The sequence below is a fragment of the Motiliproteus sp. SC1-56 genome (assembly GCF_017309075.1).
Lineage (GTDB): Bacteria > Pseudomonadota > Gammaproteobacteria > Pseudomonadales > Balneatricaceae > Motiliproteus.
In genome coordinates this window covers 283,569-298,469 of the sequence record NZ_JAEMGS010000004.1, presented here as the reverse complement: position 1 = coordinate 298,469, position 14,901 = coordinate 283,569, and the positions used below count along the sequence as shown (strand labels likewise).

14 protein-coding genes are annotated in these 14,901 nt (G+C 60.6%); 8 read left to right on the top strand and 6 right to left on the bottom strand.

Going from position 1 to position 14,901, the window contains the following annotated elements; translation table 11 throughout:
- Window positions 1-456 precede the first annotated feature (456 nt).
- From thiD to radC, 5 genes are all read right to left on the bottom strand, one after another.
- A complete protein-coding gene (gene thiD / locus JGZ97_RS06500; RefSeq protein WP_207061801.1) occupies window positions 457-1,272 on the bottom strand; it encodes a bifunctional hydroxymethylpyrimidine kinase/phosphomethylpyrimidine kinase in 816 nt (271 codons plus the stop codon).
- A gap of 300 nt (window positions 1,273-1,572) precedes the next feature.
- Window positions 1,573-2,388: a bifunctional DNA-formamidopyrimidine glycosylase/DNA-(apurinic or apyrimidinic site) lyase gene (mutM, locus tag JGZ97_RS06495; RefSeq protein ID WP_207061800.1), complete on the bottom strand. Its 816-nt coding sequence runs from the start codon at window positions 2,386-2,388 to the stop codon at window positions 1,573-1,575.
- 86 nt (window positions 2,389-2,474) lie between these two features.
- Window positions 2,475-2,630: a 50S ribosomal protein L33 gene (gene rpmG / locus JGZ97_RS06490; protein WP_207061799.1), complete on the bottom strand. Its 156-nt coding sequence runs from the start codon at window positions 2,628-2,630 to the stop codon at window positions 2,475-2,477.
- Window positions 2,631-2,641: 11 nt separating this feature from the next.
- Window positions 2,642-2,878: a 50S ribosomal protein L28 gene (gene rpmB, locus JGZ97_RS06485; RefSeq protein ID WP_207061798.1), complete on the bottom strand. Its 237-nt coding sequence runs from the start codon at window positions 2,876-2,878 to the stop codon at window positions 2,642-2,644.
- 186 nt (window positions 2,879-3,064) lie between these two features.
- Window positions 3,065-3,739 (bottom strand): DNA repair protein RadC, encoded by a 675-nt coding sequence (gene radC / locus JGZ97_RS06480; RefSeq protein WP_207061797.1) that lies wholly within the window; start codon window positions 3,737-3,739, stop codon window positions 3,065-3,067.
- A 92-nt stretch (window positions 3,740-3,831) separates the two neighbouring features.
- Here radC and coaBC point away from each other — a divergent pair, with 92 nt between their 5' ends.
- The 7 genes from coaBC (at window position 3,832) to nadE (ending at window position 10,198) form a co-directional block, all read left to right on the top strand.
- A complete protein-coding gene (gene coaBC / locus JGZ97_RS06475) occupies window positions 3,832-5,037 on the top strand; it encodes a bifunctional phosphopantothenoylcysteine decarboxylase/phosphopantothenate--cysteine ligase CoaBC (protein WP_207061796.1) in 1,206 nt (401 codons plus the stop codon).
- The gene (gene dut / locus JGZ97_RS06470; RefSeq protein ID WP_207061795.1) at window positions 5,034-5,489 is read left to right on the top strand and encodes a dUTP diphosphatase; all 456 of its coding nucleotides are present in this window, start codon (window positions 5,034-5,036) and stop codon (window positions 5,487-5,489) included. The genes coaBC and dut overlap by 4 nt, the downstream gene beginning before the upstream one ends.
- Window positions 5,490-5,519: 30 nt before the next feature.
- Window positions 5,520-6,923, top strand: coding sequence for a phosphomannomutase/phosphoglucomutase (locus JGZ97_RS06465; RefSeq protein ID WP_207061794.1), 1,404 nt, complete (start codon window positions 5,520-5,522; stop codon window positions 6,921-6,923).
- A gap of 25 nt (window positions 6,924-6,948) precedes the next feature.
- Window positions 6,949-7,851, top strand: coding sequence for an acetylglutamate kinase (gene argB / locus JGZ97_RS06460; protein ID WP_207061793.1), 903 nt, complete (start codon window positions 6,949-6,951; stop codon window positions 7,849-7,851).
- A 10-nt stretch (window positions 7,852-7,861) separates the two neighbouring features.
- Complete coding sequence (gene slmA / locus JGZ97_RS06455) at window positions 7,862-8,467, top strand: nucleoid occlusion factor SlmA (RefSeq protein ID WP_207061792.1); 606 nt, start codon at window positions 7,862-7,864, stop codon at window positions 8,465-8,467.
- Between the two features lie 36 nt (window positions 8,468-8,503).
- Window positions 8,504-9,286, top strand: coding sequence for a sulfite exporter TauE/SafE family protein (locus JGZ97_RS06450; RefSeq protein WP_207061791.1), 783 nt, complete (start codon window positions 8,504-8,506; stop codon window positions 9,284-9,286).
- Window positions 9,287-9,361: 75 nt separating this feature from the next.
- The gene (gene nadE, locus JGZ97_RS06445) at window positions 9,362-10,198 is read left to right on the top strand and encodes an ammonia-dependent NAD(+) synthetase (RefSeq protein WP_207061790.1); all 837 of its coding nucleotides are present in this window, start codon (window positions 9,362-9,364) and stop codon (window positions 10,196-10,198) included.
- A 445-nt stretch (window positions 10,199-10,643) separates the two neighbouring features.
- Here nadE and JGZ97_RS06440 read toward each other — a convergent pair whose 3' ends face one another.
- On the bottom strand, window positions 10,644-11,642 hold the full coding sequence (locus tag JGZ97_RS06440; RefSeq protein WP_207061789.1) for a PEP-CTERM sorting domain-containing protein: 999 nt from the start codon (window positions 11,640-11,642) through the stop codon (window positions 10,644-10,646).
- 396 nt (window positions 11,643-12,038) lie between these two features.
- Between JGZ97_RS06440 and prsT the strand changes: the two genes are divergently transcribed.
- Window positions 12,039-14,861 (top strand): XrtA/PEP-CTERM system TPR-repeat protein PrsT, encoded by a 2,823-nt coding sequence (gene prsT, locus JGZ97_RS06435; RefSeq protein WP_207061788.1) that lies wholly within the window; start codon window positions 12,039-12,041, stop codon window positions 14,859-14,861.
- The last annotated feature ends 40 nt before the right edge of the window (window positions 14,862-14,901 follow it).

Here is a 14,901-nt window from a genome sequence, read left to right as displayed (position 1 = left end):
TCAAACTCTTCAGTTTAAATTTGTCGCCACTCGAAAGTGACTAAAATCTAGCTCAAAGCAAAAACTGGAATACTTAACTGTTCGTAAGTACGAATAGTTCTATGAATTCACGAGTCACTTGCTTCGATAAGTCTTTACAACCTATCCCGGCAAGCGCCCACACGAATTGCATGGTCGATTTGTTAAAGAGCGTTCCGCTTTCCTCAAGCGGGGCCGAGATTCTATCTCAACCAATTTCGAAGTCAACTTGTTTTGCAGAGAAATTTGTTTGAAAACTTGTCTGCCGGTTGGCTTCGCGTGCCGCCTCAGCGACAACGTGGGGGCGTATTCTACAGCCCCGTTTCCTGCCGTCAACGACTTTTTTCACAAACTTTAAGAGTCGGCAATAAAAGCTGACGCGCCCCCGAAAAGCATGTAACAAACCCAACTAGGTCGAACGGCTGGAACAGCCACTCTTCAGTCCTTAGATAGCTTAAAAAAATGGGCCAGCGGCCCTCGTTCGCTGACAAGCCGCTGCTCGTCCGCCCGCTTAATCGCCTCGCGGACATAATGCTTGGCCTGAGCCACGGCCCCCTTCAGATCAAGCCCCTGGGCCAGACCTGCGGCGACAGCCGCCGCCAGGGTACAGCCGGTGCCATGTGTATTTCGAACCGCCAGACGAGACTGACGGTACGCAGTAACCCCTCCCCCCTCCAGCAGCAGATCTTCGCACTCGACCCCGGGCAGATGCCCGCCTTTTAACAGCACAGCCTCCGGACCCAGCGCAATCAGCGCCTGCAAAGCGCCTATCCTATCAGCCACGACCGCTGCCTCGCTGCGCCCAATCAATGCCCCCGCCTCAGGGATATTGGGAGTGAGTAACGCAGCGCGAGGCAACAACCTTCGACAAAGCAACTCAACCCCCTCTGCATCCAACAGCACATGGCCGCCGGTTGAGGCCAGCACCGGATCGATGACCACCGGTAGCCGAGGATATCGGACCAAGACATCCGCCACAGCGCTCACGACCGACCCAGTGCAGAGCATGCCCAGCTTGACCACGCCTACCGGATAGTCCTCCAACACCGCCTCCACCTGTTCGCGGACCATGACAGGATCAACGGCCGCCACCGCCCGGACACCGCGGCTGTTCTGAGCCGTCACGGCGGTTACGGCAGTAGCCGCGTATACCCCCAGCGCCGCGCAGGTCTTCAGGTCCGCCTGGACGCCCGCCCCAGCTCCGCTGTCCGAACCGCCAACCGCCAGTACACACCGCCCTTCTCTGTACCCCAAATGTATTCTCCATACAAAAAATAGGATTTATTCCTATGGGAGGGTTCCCGGATTTTTTTAATAATGCGCACGAAGGAAGCATGATGTCGAGACGGAGCTCGACTGGCAGGACGCCCGACTCAGGGAAGCCGGAAAAGACAGGGACGTGGAAGACCGCAAGGACAAGCGGCCGCAGCATGGAAGAAAAAAAACCGCTCAGCGCGAACAGCCAAGGACGTGGCTGCGAATGAGCCGCCAGGACGGCAAACACACCTTGAGACCCGCTTCATGCGGGTTTTCTTTTTTTGCACCTTCCAAAACTCAGCGCTGGCAGCGCGGACAAAACACTGTGGCGCGCTGCCCAAGCCGAACTTCCTGCAATGGCGTTGCGCAACTCTGGCACGGCGCACCACCCCGCCCGTAAGCCTTGAGACTCTGCTGAAAATAGCCTGGCTTGCCGTCGCCACCGACAAAGTCCCGCAACGTGGTACCTCCCTGCTCAATCGCCCGACTCAAGACCGCCTGGATTCGATCGGCAAGCACCTGGTAGCGAGCCGCACCAATACGGCCCGCCGCACGCCGCGGATCGATGCCCGCCTCGAACAGCGCCTCGTTGGCATAGATATTCCCCACCCCAACCACGATCCGGCTGTCCATGATATAGGTTTTGACGGGGGCCCGGCGCCCGCGGGAGCGCCGATACAAAAGCCCTCCCGTAAAGTCGTCCGACAGCGGCTCAGGCCCTAGGTTGATCAGCAGCGGATGCTGCATTGGGTCGCCTTCACACCAGAGCGCCGCCCCGAAACGACGCGGATCGTTCAAACGCAAAACCCGCCCACCGCTGAGGAGAAAGTCCAGGTGATCATGCTTGCCCACCGGCGCTCCCTCTGCCACTAACCGCAGGCTACCAGACATCCCCAAGTGCAAAAGGATATGCCCGACCGGCAATTCCAGCAGCAGGTATTTGCCGCGCCGATGCACGCGGCGCACCAGCTGACCTTTGACGACAGCCGCCAGCTGCGCCGGAACGGGCCAGCGCAACCGGGACTGGCGCACCTCGACCCCCAGAATGGTTTCCCCCTGAACATGGGGCGCAATCCCCCTGCGAGTGGTTTCAACCTCGGGCAACTCGGGCATACTCAGGCAGCCTCTACAAGGAATTCTCCGTGCGTTAGACACAAAAAAACCCGGCGGTGCCGGGTTTTTTTTCAGGCCAAGGAGAGTTACTTGATCTTGGACTCTTTGTACATCACGTGCTTACGCACCACTGGATCGAACTTCTTCATTTCCAGCTTGTTGGGGGTGTTACGCTTGTTCTTGTCGGTGGTGTAGAAGTGACCGGTGCCGGCACTGGAAACCATCTTGATCTTGTCACGCATCGTTCCGCTCCTTATACCTTAATGCCGTTGGCGCGCACTTCGGCCAGAACCGCGTCAATGCCTTTCTTGTCGATGATACGCATACCCTTGGAGGAGACACGCAGACGCACGAAGCGATTCTCGCTTTCCACCCAGAAACGATGCCAGTGCAGGTTGGGGAGGAAACGACGACGGGTCTTTACCTGGGAGTGGGAAACGTTATTCCCGGTCACGGGGCGCTTGCCGGTGACCATACAAACTCTAGCCATTGCTTTAACCTTTTCTGATGCTATCCAAAACTCTTGGAACCTTCGCCAGCCTGAGCCCAATCACTGCACAGTCTGCCAGCGCGTTTCCTCAGGCGGAGCGCCCTCACCCATTGAGGACAAAATCCCATACCGGGGAATAGCAGGCGGGCAATCATACAGAACCAGGCCAAAGATCGCAACCCGGCTTCAGAGCCATCCCCGCTCAGCAAAGCTAACCGGGGGACCTTCCCCCACCACCAGGTGATCCAAGACCCGCACCTCGACCAGCGCCAGCGCGCTGATCAAGCGCTCGGTGATCTGCCGATCGGCGGCACTGGGCTCGGCCACGCCGGAGGGGTGGTTATGCGCCAGAATCACGGCGGCGGCATTGTGGGCCAGCACCCGCCTGACCACCTCCCGGGGATACACGCTGGCGCAGTCCAAGGTTCCTTTAAAAGGCTCCTCGTAGGCAATCAACCGGTGCTGGTTATCCAGCAAGAGCAGCGCGAACACCTCCCGCTGGCGATGGCGCAGGCGACTGGTCAGAAACCGCCGGACCGCGGCCGGGCCGGTAAACGTTTCGGGACGACGCAACTCCTCGTCCAGGTAGCGCCGCCCCATCTCGAGCACCGCCTGCAGTTGCGCGTACTTGGCCCGCCCCAGCCCGGGCGCGGCACAAAAGTCCGTTTCGGATGCGCCCAGCAAGTCCCGCAATCCGCCGAAACGCCCGACCAGCTCCCGGGCCAGGTCAACGGCGCTCATGCCCGGCAGCCCGGTGCGTAAAAAGATCGCCAGCAGTTCTGCATCGGACAGGGCTCCCGGCCCCTGCAGCAACAATTTTTCCCGCGGCCGCTCTGCCGCAGGCCAGTCCCTGATGGCCATGAACTCCTCCCTGAATCCCGCCATGGTGGCTACGCAAACGCTATCGCCAGTGATAGCATAGTGAGCTTTTACTAACCGTCAAAGTCGAGTCCATGGAGCAACTGAGCAACAAGCGCATCCTCTTGGGTATCACCGGCGGCATCGCCGCCTACAAGAGCGCCGAGCTGTGCCGGCAGTTCAAGACCGCCGGCGCCGAGGTGCGGGTTGTACTGACCCCCGGCGGGGCTGAGTTCATCACCCCACTGACCCTGCAGGCGCTCTCCGGCAACCCGGTCCACCAGCAACTACTGGACCCGGCCGCCGAGGCGGGTATGGGGCATATCGAACTGGCGAAGTGGGCGGACCTCGTGGTGATCGCCCCGGCCAGCGCCGACATGATTGCCCGCCTCGCCGTGGGCATGGGCAACGACCTGCTGAGCACCCTGTGCCTGGCCACGGAAGCCCCCATCGCCCTGGCCCCGGCCATGAACCAGGCCATGTGGCGCGATGCACGCACCCAGGCCAATGTCGCCCGGCTCGCAGAGCTGGGGATGAAGATCTGGGGGCCGGGGGTTGGTGACCAGGCCTGTGGCGACAGTGGCCCGGGCCGTATGCTTGAGCCCGAGCAGCTGGCCGCCGAAGCCGCTGCCTGCTTTGCCCCCGGGCTCCTGGCCGGCAAGCGAATCACCATCACCGCCGGGCCGACCCGGGAGGCCATCGACCCGGTGCGCTACATCAGCAACCATAGTTCCGGCAAGATGGGCTATGCCCTGGCCGAGGCAGCCCGAGAAGCGGGGGCCGAGGTGACCCTGGTCAGTGGCCCGGTCAGCTTGCCGGCACCGGCGCGGGTCAACCGAATCGCCGTCAACAGCGCCGAGGAGATGCTGGCCGCCAGTCTTGCCACCCTGGATGAATGCGATATCTTTGTCGCCGCCGCCGCCGTGGCCGACTACCGCCCGGCCGAAGTGGCCGAGCAGAAGATCAAGAAACGCGACGAACAGATGCAGATTGCGCTGGTCAAAAACCCGGACATCATTTCCACGGTGGCCGGTCATGCCCGCCGCCCCTTCTGCGTCGGCTTTGCCGCCGAGACCGAGAAGCTGATTGAGCACGCCCGCGGCAAGCTCGAGCGCAAGCAGCTCGACCTGGTGGTGGCTAACGACGTGTCCCAGCCGGGCATCGGTTTCAATAGCGACGACAACGCCGTCACCCTGATCGATAAAGCGGGCGAAACCCGGTTGGCCCAGGCCAGCAAGACACAGCTGGCCCGCGAGCTGGTCGCCCTCATTGCACGCCATTACGAGAACCAAGCGACATGAAACAACTGCAGGTAAAAATCCTGGATCCGCGCATCGGCAACGAATTCCCCCTGCCCAGCTACGCCACCCCCGGCTCAGCGGGCATGGACCTGCGCGCCCTGGTAGACGAACCCACGGTACTGGAGCCGGGGCAGACCCGGCTGATTCCCACCGGCCTGGCGATTCATATCGAAGACCCGAAACTTTGCGCCATGCTGCTGCCCCGCTCCGGGCTCGGTCACAAGCACGGCGTGGTGCTGGGCAACCTTGTGGGTTTGATCGACTCCGATTACCAGGGCCAGCTGATGGTTTCGTGCTGGAACCGGGGCCAGGCCAGCTACACCATCCAGCCTGGCGAGCGCATCGCCCAGATGGTGCTGGTACCGGTGGTGCAGGCAGATTTTGAAATCGTGGAAGAATTCAGCGACAGCGACCGTGGCGCCGGCGGCTTTGGCCACTCCGGCAGCCATTAAGCGCATCGTGTTCAAGGAGAGACAGCGCTAATGAACCAAGCAGATAACCCCTACACCCTGACCGGGCCGGTACCGGCCTCGATTTTTCGCGCCTACGACATCCGTGGCGTGGTCGGTGATACCCTGACCGCGCCGGTGGTCTACCATATCGGCCGCGCCATCGGCTCAGAGGCCGTTGCCCAAGGTCAGAAAAGCATCGTCGTGGGCGCCGACGGCCGCCTTTCCAGCCCCGAGATGGCATCCGCCCTGAGCCGCGGCCTGCGTGACTGCGGCCTGGACGTGCTCGACATCGGCATGGTGCCGACCCCCGTCACCTACTACGCCACCCATATTCTCGACACCGATTCCGGGGTGATGGTGACCGGCAGTCACAACCCCGCCGACTACAACGGGTTCAAAATTGTCATCAACGGCAAGACCCTCTCCGGCAAGGATATTCAGGCCCTGCTGACCCGGATTCAGAACCAGGATTATGTCCAGGGCAGCGGCAACCAGAAGCGGGTCAGCGTCTCCGCCGACTACCTGCAACACATCACCGACGATATCCAGCTCGCCCGCCCGCTGCGGGTGGTGGTCGATTGCGGCAACGGCGTCGCCGGCAAGCTCGCCCCCAGCCTGCTGCGCAGCATCGGCTGTGAGGTCACCGAGCTGTTCTGCGACATCGACGGCACTTTCCCCAACCACCACCCGGACCCGGGCAAGCCCGCCAACCTGCAGGACCTGATCCGCGTCGTGGCCGAGGAGAAGGCCGACCTGGGACTGGCCTTTGATGGCGATGGCGACCGCGTCGGCGTGGTGACCGACCAGGGCCACATCGTCTACCCGGACCGCCTGATGATGCTGTTCGGGCTGGATGTCATCAGCCGTAACCCGGGCGCCGAGATTCTCTACGACGTCAAGTGTTCGCGCCTGCTGCACAAGGTGCTGGAAGAGGCCGGCGGCAAGCCGCAGATGTGGAAGACAGGCCACTCCCTGATCAAGGCACGCATGAAGGAGACCGGCGCCCTGCTGGCCGGCGAGATGAGCGGCCATATCTTCTTCAAGGAGCGCTGGTACGGCTTCGACGACGGTCTCTACGGCGCCGCCCGTCTGCTGGAGATCCTGGCCAAGGACGAGCGCACCTGTGACGCGATCTTCAGCGCCTTCCCCGAGGACATCAGCACCCCCGAAATCAATATCGAGGTCACCGACGAAAGCAAGTTCGAGATCGTCGGCCAACTGCAGGCCGGAGAGTACCCCGGAGGCGAACCCCACACCATCGACGGCATTCGCGTCGACTACCCCGACGGCTGGGGCCTGGTGCGTGCCTCCAACACCACCCCGGTCCTGGTACTGCGCTTCGAGGCGGAAACAGCAGACGCGCTGGCGCGGATCCGCGACCAGTTCCAGCGCCAGCTGCACGCCATCGACCCGGACCTGACCATCCCCGAGTAAAAAGTTTGAGGAACGAGACATTCCCATGACGCTCAACCGTGAATCGGCCATGAACGTGGCCAAGGTACTGACCGAGGCCCTGCCCTACATTCAGCGGTTCGCCGGCAAAACCCTGGTGATCAAATACGGCGGCAACGCCATGATCGACGAGGAGCTGAAGAACAGCTTTGCCCGCGACATCGTGCTGATGAAGACCGTGGGCATCAACCCCATCGTGGTCCACGGGGGCGGTCCCCAGATCGGCGAGCTACTGAACAAGCTCAACATTGAATCGCGCTTCGTCAACGGCATGCGGGTGACCGACAGTGCCACCATGGACGTGGTGGAGATGGTCCTGGGCGGGCTGGTCAACAAGGACATCGTCGGCCTGATCAACGGCAACGGCGGCAAGGCAGTGGGGCTGACCGGGCAGGACGGGCGCCTGATCCGCGCCCGCCAGCTCAAGGTCAAGCACCAGGCCCCTGAAATGCAGGCGCCCGAGATCATCGACATCGGCCATGTCGGCGAGGTGGAGCGGGTCGATACCCAGGTGCTGGAGATGCTGGTGCAAAGCGACTTTATTCCGGTGATCGCCCCCATCGGGGTCGGCGCCGACGGCAGCTCCTACAACATCAATGCCGACCTGGTGGCGGGCAAGATCGCCGAGGTGCTCAAGGCAGAAAAGCTGATCCTGCTCACCAACATCGAGGGGCTGCTGGATAAGCAGGGCAAGGTCCTCACCGGTCTCACCACCACCCAGGTGGATGCCCTGATCGAAGACGGCACCATCCACGGCGGCATGCTGCCCAAGATTGGCTGCGCCCTGTCGGCGGTCAACGAGGGGGTGACCAGCGCCCACATCATCGACGGCCGGGTGCCCCACGCCACCCTGCTGGAAATTTTCAGTGACGATGCCGGCGTCGGCACCCTGATCACCAATGCAGGCTGAGGAAGCAGTAATGAACCAGCCACTCGAAACACCCAAAGTCTCGCGTCGCGAGCAGATCCTTCAAGCCCTGGCCCACATGCTGGAGATCAACCCCGGGGCACGCATCACCACCGCCGCCCTGGCCAAGGAGGTGGGAGTGTCCGAAGCGGCCCTCTATCGCCATTTCCCCAGCAAGGCGAAGATGTTCGAAGGGCTGATCGGTTTTATCGAAGAGACCCTGTTTTCGCGGGTAAAAATGATCGTGCAGAGCGACGGCAACAGCGCCAAGCAGTGCGAGCAGATCCTGACCCTACTGCTGGCCTTCGTCGAGCGCAACCCCGGCATGGCCCGAATTCTTACCGGCGATGCCCTCTCCGGCGAGACCGAGCGCCTGCGCACCCAGGTGAGTCAACTTTTTGACCGCCTGGAGCTGCAGGTAAAGACGATCCTTCGCGAGGCCGAGATGCGCGAGGGTCTGCGCACCCAGGCCACGCCAACGGTCACCGCCAACCTGCTGATCGCCGCCGCCGAGGGGCGCATCCGCCAGTTCGTGCGCAGCGAGTTTCGGCACCTGCCGACCCAGGACTGGGAGGCCCAGTGGCCGCTGCTGGGTCAAGCACTGTTCCGCACCCACTGACCGGGTGCGGCCTCCTAAGCCAGCCATGTTAGCCCGGTGAGCGTCGAGCCCCTGGAGCAGGTGGCCCTGCTGCTGATCGCCTACCTGGCCAACGCCCTCTCGGCACTGGCCGGCGGCGGGGCGGGGCTGCTGCAGTTTCCGATCCTTTTGTTTCTGGGACTGAGCTTCGCCACCGCTCTGGCCACCCATAAAATTGCCAGCGTCGCACTCGGCGTCGGCGCCACCCTGCGCCACCTGCGCGAGGGCAATCTTGAGGGCCGCTTCGCCGCCTTCATGCTGGCCTTCGGCCTGCCCGGGGTCCTGCTGGGCGCCAACCTGATTCTCTCCGTCCCCGAGAGCTGGGCGGTGCTGGCGCTGGGTTTGCTTACCGCGGGTCTCGGCCTCTACTCCCTTTTTCGGCCCGACCTCGGGCTAACCCATACCCCCAGGCACCGGGACTTCAAGGGCATGCTGCTGGGCGGCACGGGCCTGTTCGCCATCGGTGTGCTGAACGGTTCGCTCACCTCCGGAACCGGGCTGTTTGTGACCCTGTGGCTGGTGCGCTGGTTCGGCCTCGACTATGGCCGGGCCGTTGCCTATACCCTGGTACTGGTCGGCCTGTTCTGGAATGGGCTGGGTGCCCTGACCGTGGCGTTGCAGACGCCGCCTCACTGGGGCTGGCTGCCGGCCCTGCTGGTCGGTTCCATGCTAGGGGCCTACAGCGGTGCCCACCTGGGCCTGTCGCGAGGCAACAACCTGATCAAGCGCGCCTTCGAACTACTCACGCTGGCCATGGGGACGAAGCTGATCATCGATGGCGGTGACTTACTGCTGGGCTAGTATAAAATGCCCCGACAAGGGCGTTAATCGACCGATACAGCGCCATTTCAAGAAACCACAGTTACGGAGGAGTTCATGCGCGATCAAATTGTGGAGGAAATGAAGGTCCAGCCCGAAATCGATGTCCAGGCGGAGATAACGCGGCGGATCGACTTTCTTAAAACCCGCCTGCTGGCGGCCAAGGCGCGAACCCTGGTCCTCGGCATCAGTGGCGGTGTCGATTCCTCGACCTGCGGGCGCCTTTGTCAGTTGGCGGTCAATGAGCTCAACCAGGAACACAACACCGATCGTTACGAATTTATCGCCATGCGCCTGCCTTACGGCGTCCAGGCGGACGAAGCTGAAGCACAACTGGCCCTGGACTTCATCCAGCCGAGCAAGCGCCTGACCGTCAATATCAAGCCCGCCACCGACGGCATGCACGAGCAGGCCCTGGCAGCCGTGAAAGCCATCGACGAGCCACTTCCCAGCGCGGTTGCGCTGGACTTTATCAAGGGAAATGTCAAAGCCCGCCAGCGGATGGTGGCTCAGTACGAGGTCGCCAGCCTCGCCCAGGGGCTGGTGGTCGGCACGGACCACAGCGCGGAAAACATCACCGGCTTTTACACCAAACACGGCGACGGCGCCTGCGACCTCGCTCCTTTGTTCGGTCTCTCCAAACGCCAGGTCAGAGCGCTCGCCAACGCCCTTGGTGCCCCCGAGCGCCTGGTCACCAAGGCCCCCACCGCCGACCTGGAATGTGAGCGCCCCGGCCTCACCGATGAAGAGGCACTGGGCCTGAGGTACGACCAGATCGACGACTTTCTGGAAGGAAAGCCCGTCGAGCCGGACGTGGAAAAGAAACTGATCGACATATACCGGCGAACCCAGCACAAGCGTCAGCCCATTCCCACCGTCTACGACGCCCTGTAAAGCCCCAAGCGGAACCCCTCTCTCCCGGGTCAGCCCGCCAATAGACGTCGCTGTAACAGCTGCGGGGTGGCGAGCACGGCTCGGGCTCGCCACCCACCCTAAGCCCGCCGCGCGCTGATTCTCCCCGGCCAAGAACGCTTTCCCGGCAACAGCGCCCATGAACAGATTTACGCCTTGGACCACGACCAGGGAGACAAGGCACTCAGCCGCACAGTCTCGGCTTCTCCACGGGCAGCCTTGGAAAAACCAGACGTTCTAAACGCGGGGCAATAAAGACTTAGAGAAGCTGACCATTGAAAAGCTGAGCACTGACCAAGCATTACGCCTGGCCAGTGGTCAGTTGATTTCACATTACTCCACACATTCACTGGGTTCCAACACCGCGCAAATACACCAAACAACAAGTGGTTCAGCGGTGCCAGAAAAATCGTGCAGCAATGAATATTTAGCGATTCTCCTTTCTTTTCCTGAAGCTTAACCCCACGAGACCGAGACCAAACAAAAACAGCGTGGCCGGCTCCGGTACGTCGACACGAGGCTCATCCCTTGTCCCGCCGCCCTGGGTAATCTCGCCAAATACCGCGAGACCAAACAGCCTACTACTGCCAACTCCGGTATTGAATGAATTCAATAGCGCGCCGCTTGCGATGTCGAACTGGTGGAACTGCCCCGTACCAAAGTCCCCGCTCCAGAAACTGCTGGCGTCTGGGTCCAGGTTCAGCGCAAACCAACCGTTATGACCGGCGACATCGTAGGTCTGAATCGTGGCGCCCGTGCTGTCCAACCGCTTGATATCAGAGCTGTCAGCCACCAGAAGGCCACCGTCGCTGAGAAGACGCAGCGCGAAGGCGGTCCCACCGCCAGACAGGGTCGCGAAGTTCGCCAGTTGGGTATTGGTGCCCACGTCGTACCGCAAAATGCTACGCCCTTCGGAGGTGTAATACATCGTGGTCTGGTCGGCGGCCAGATCGATCCAGTCTGAGCCACGCCCCTCGGTCGCAACATCATAGCGGGCGATAAAGGAGCCATCGGCAGCCCGCTTGATAATGTCCCTCGTTCCGTCCGCTTGGCCGATATAGGCATTTCCGGATGCGTCGAACAAGATGGACTCATTGGCGGCGCCAGGGTCATTGGCCGCCCAAGTTCCCTGCAGGGCGCCACTGCTATTAAAGCGACTGACATTGGAGGCACTGAAGTTGGTCATGTACAGGTCGCCGGCCGTGTCGAAGGCCATCCCGGTGGTGAACCCGCCCTGGCCGTCGCTGTAGGTAGACAGCAGCCCCGTCCCCGGACGCCAGTGCTGAACGCTACCGCTGCCCGTGGCTGCAAACACATCCCCGAATTGAAAGGGTACCGCTTGTGCGGCCCCCGTCCCCAGCAATAACGGCAGGGCCGTTAGCGAGGCGAGCAAAGCCTTTGAAAATATTCCAAGAATCGTTTTCATCTTTTCATTCTCCCTGAAGCTTTCCCAGCAAATAAAAAATCACTGCGCTGATATATATCACCTTGCTGGCGCATTTAAATATAACTCCACAAATCGCAATGCGATTTTTAGGCCAACAGCGAGAAAACCCTTAACAACAGGAGGATAAGGCTAGGCACATAAAACTAATTATTTGCTTGTGTAAAATATTTTCTGACACCGACTTACATTAAGTTATAAACCCGGTTTATTTTGCGAATAAGGGCCCGGACATACATATTTAATCGAATTCTCAACACCTTGGTTTAGAAAGAAAATATGAGCATGCATCGAAACCTCGAAAGAAAAGCTCGCCGCACCCGCGAATAACGGCCACGAGCCTCCTTGTCAAAAAATCTGACAGGCTAATCTCCCCTGATGCGCAAGAGAAAGTCGCGTCTACACTTTCAAAACGGATTGTTTTCAGCTACGAACAAGGATATAAAAATGCGGATCCGACCTTTCCCCGGCACGCGCGTGCTGAGTGCTGTTTTTTTCTCCCTCTTTGCGGCTAATGCAGCTATCGCCGATGACTACTATCAACAGGCCCTTGAACACTACGAAAATGCAGAGACCCGCCCAGCGATCATCCAACTAAAAAACCTGCTCCAGCAGACTCCCACTCACCGTGAAGGCCGGCTGCTGCTCGGTCAAATCTACCTGGACGAAAAGCAATTTCCGGCAGCGGAAAAAGAGCTGCGGCGCGCGCTTGAGCTGGGCACCCCGCCAGAAGATGTCGCTGCGAGCATGGCGACAGCGCTTATCGGCTTGCAACGCTATCAGGACGCACTGGCTTTTATTGAGAAGCTCTGGAAAACCGGGTTCGGCAGCCAAGCCCAACGTTGGACGCTGATCGGTGAAGCCCACTTGGGCTTGCATGCACTGGAACAGGCAAGGCAGGCCTTTACTCAGTCGCTGGCAGTCGAGGAGTCCCCTGAAGCCACGCTGGGACTCGCTCGGGTTTCTGGCGCCGAGGGCAAGACCGAAGAGGCGCTTAGGTGGGTGGCGTCCATAACCGAGCCAGACACGCTCGGAATCCAGGCTACTCTGCTCCATGCTGAGCTTCTCCTGGCTAAGGGCGACGGAGCCAGTGCGCTCAACATCCTCAGCCCAGTGTTCGAAGCCGCTCCTGAAAACCCGCTGGTTCGTTTAAGGTATGCTCAAGCGGCCCTTTTGGCGGGAAAAAGCGGTCTTGCTAGCGAGATTACCACCCCTCTTCTCACTCAAGCCCCACAACGGCCTGAGGTACTGCTGACCGCGGCACTCTCGGCGCTGTCCACGCAGGACTACAGCGCCGCCAAGGCCCACGCCACGATGCTGCTCCCGCTGGCCCCTGGCAACCTTCAAGGACGTCTGATCGCGGGAATCGCCAGCTACCATCTCAATCAATTAGAAGACGCCGCCGGCCACCTGAACGCGGTGTTAGATCAGGCGCCCGGACAGCCGCTGGCCATTCGCTTCATGGCCGCGACCCTGCTCAAGCAAAACAAGGCGAAAGATGTCGTGGGATTGCTTGAGCCTTTTATCTCAAGTGGGATAAAGGACGCTGCCCTCGCGGCGCTTACCGGCAGCGCCTACCTGCGCATGGGTGACTGGGAACGAGCCGAATCCTTTCTTTCGGAGGCCAAGGAGACGCTTCCGGACAGCGGACAACTGGTTAACCAGATCGCCTTGGGGCGCCTGCTAAGCGGACGAGAAGGCGAGGCACTTGACCTGCTGGACCAGCACTCAGAAGCCACCAGCTTTCAAAGTGACGTCATTCGACTGGCAGCGCTTGTCCAAGAAGATGAGATTGAGAAAGCCCGCTCGCTGTTGCAGTCGCGGATAGCCGCCGACTCGGACAGCATCAGCTACCGCCTGCTCCTGGCGAGCTTCGAACTGCGCCAGGGCAATATGGCGGCCGGTCGCGCGGCATTGGAAGCAGCGGAAAAGGTTGCACCGCAGCACCCGGGCCCCCAACTGGAACTGGCGCGCTTGGAGTTGCTGAATAAACAGCCGGAAAAGGCAGAGCAGCGATACCGGAAAATTATCCACAGGCAACCAGACCACTTGTCGGCCTTGTTAGGGCTTTCGACGGTTTCCAAGCTCAAGGGGGACACTCGAGAGGTTACTCACTGGCTGCAGCTGGCAAGAGAAAAAAACCCGGACGCGGTCCTGCCGGCCCAATACCTAGTCAACCACTTTCTACTGGAAAATCAGCAGAAAAAGGCGCTTTCGGAAGCCCAGGCTTTCTATATGGGCCGAGAGAACCGCGAAGATGCGGCTCTTCTCTATGCTTCCACGTTAAGGGCTTGCGGATCTCTCGAGCGCTCGGAAACGATCTTGCAGCAACTCCTGGCGACCCATCCGGATTACTCGCCTGCGTTGGCTACTGTGGCGGAAGTGTTGCGAGATCAAGGGCGTGCGGAAGAGGGCGTCAAATACAGCGCCAGACTCTATGAATTGTCCCCTACCGCGCTGCCGGCGGTTCAGCTCCATGCGGGCCTTCTAATGCAGGTTCAAGAAGATGACAGAGCCTTCGAGATACTGGAGAGCAGTTGGGCGCAGCAACCGTCGACAGGGGTGGCGCGCCGGCTCGGCATTCTGGAGGCACGCCGGGGAAAATGGCAGTCGGCTAAGCAGTACTTTGCCTACGCTCACCAAGGCGCCATCGATTCACAGTTGTTGCAGATGATGCTGGAGGTCGAGCGCCGCCTAAACGGAACGGAGGGCATGCACGCCCTATTGGATCAGCGCTTGTCAGCGGCCCCAACCGATGCGTTCGCCCGTATGCAACTGGCCATGCTCTACCAGGAGCAAAATGAAACCGACAAGGCAATACAACAGTACGAGCACGTTAAGGGCCTGCAGCCCGACAACGCCGCCATATGGAACAACCTGGCGTGGCTTTATTTCAATGCAGGAGACAAGCGGAGCCTGAGCCATGCCCAGGAAGCCTACCGTTTGGCACCAGATAGTCCGAGCGTTCAGGATACGCTGGGCTGGATATTGCTCAATGAGGGTGACAAGGAAAAAGGGCTGGAGATGTTATCGCTCGCCTTGAAGCAGCTGTCGGACAACGCGGAAGTCCGATTCCATCACGCTACGGCCCTGGCTGCGAACCAGCAGACCCAAGAGGCGCGTTCGGCTCTGCTGCGCTTGTCCGAGGAGCAAACGCCTTTCCAACCGGAGATAGAGGCATTACTGCAACGGTTGCACTGAGCCCGTCGATGTGCGCTGACAGCACCAGGTGCCCGGCCAA

Bases quoted from the DNA above. Each gene is read 5' to 3' on its own strand.
- mutM (WP_207061800.1), bottom strand. From the start codon at position 2,388: ATGCCCGAGTTGCCCGAGGTTGAAACCACTCGCAGGGGGATTGCGCCC.
- rpmG (WP_207061799.1), bottom strand. From the start codon at position 2,630: ATGCGTGACAAGATCAAGATGGTTTCCAGTGCCGGCACCGGTCACTTC.
- rpmB (WP_207061798.1), bottom strand. From the start codon at position 2,878: ATGGCTAGAGTTTGTATGGTCACCGGCAAGCGCCCCGTGACCGGGAAT.
- radC (WP_207061797.1), bottom strand. From the start codon at position 3,739: ATGGCCATCAGGGACTGGCCTGCGGCAGAGCGGCCGCGGGAAAAATTG.
- coaBC (WP_207061796.1), top strand. From the start codon at position 3,832: ATGGAGCAACTGAGCAACAAGCGCATCCTCTTGGGTATCACCGGCGGC.
- dut (WP_207061795.1), top strand. From the start codon at position 5,034: ATGAAACAACTGCAGGTAAAAATCCTGGATCCGCGCATCGGCAACGAA.
- JGZ97_RS06465 (WP_207061794.1), top strand. From the start codon at position 5,520: ATGAACCAAGCAGATAACCCCTACACCCTGACCGGGCCGGTACCGGCC.
- argB (WP_207061793.1), top strand. From the start codon at position 6,949: ATGACGCTCAACCGTGAATCGGCCATGAACGTGGCCAAGGTACTGACC.
- slmA (WP_207061792.1), top strand. From the start codon at position 7,862: ATGAACCAGCCACTCGAAACACCCAAAGTCTCGCGTCGCGAGCAGATC.
- nadE (WP_207061790.1), top strand. From the start codon at position 9,362: ATGCGCGATCAAATTGTGGAGGAAATGAAGGTCCAGCCCGAAATCGAT.
- JGZ97_RS06440 (WP_207061789.1), bottom strand. From the start codon at position 11,642: ATGAAAACGATTCTTGGAATATTTTCAAAGGCTTTGCTCGCCTCGCTA.
- prsT (WP_207061788.1), top strand. From the start codon at position 12,039: ATGCGCAAGAGAAAGTCGCGTCTACACTTTCAAAACGGATTGTTTTCA.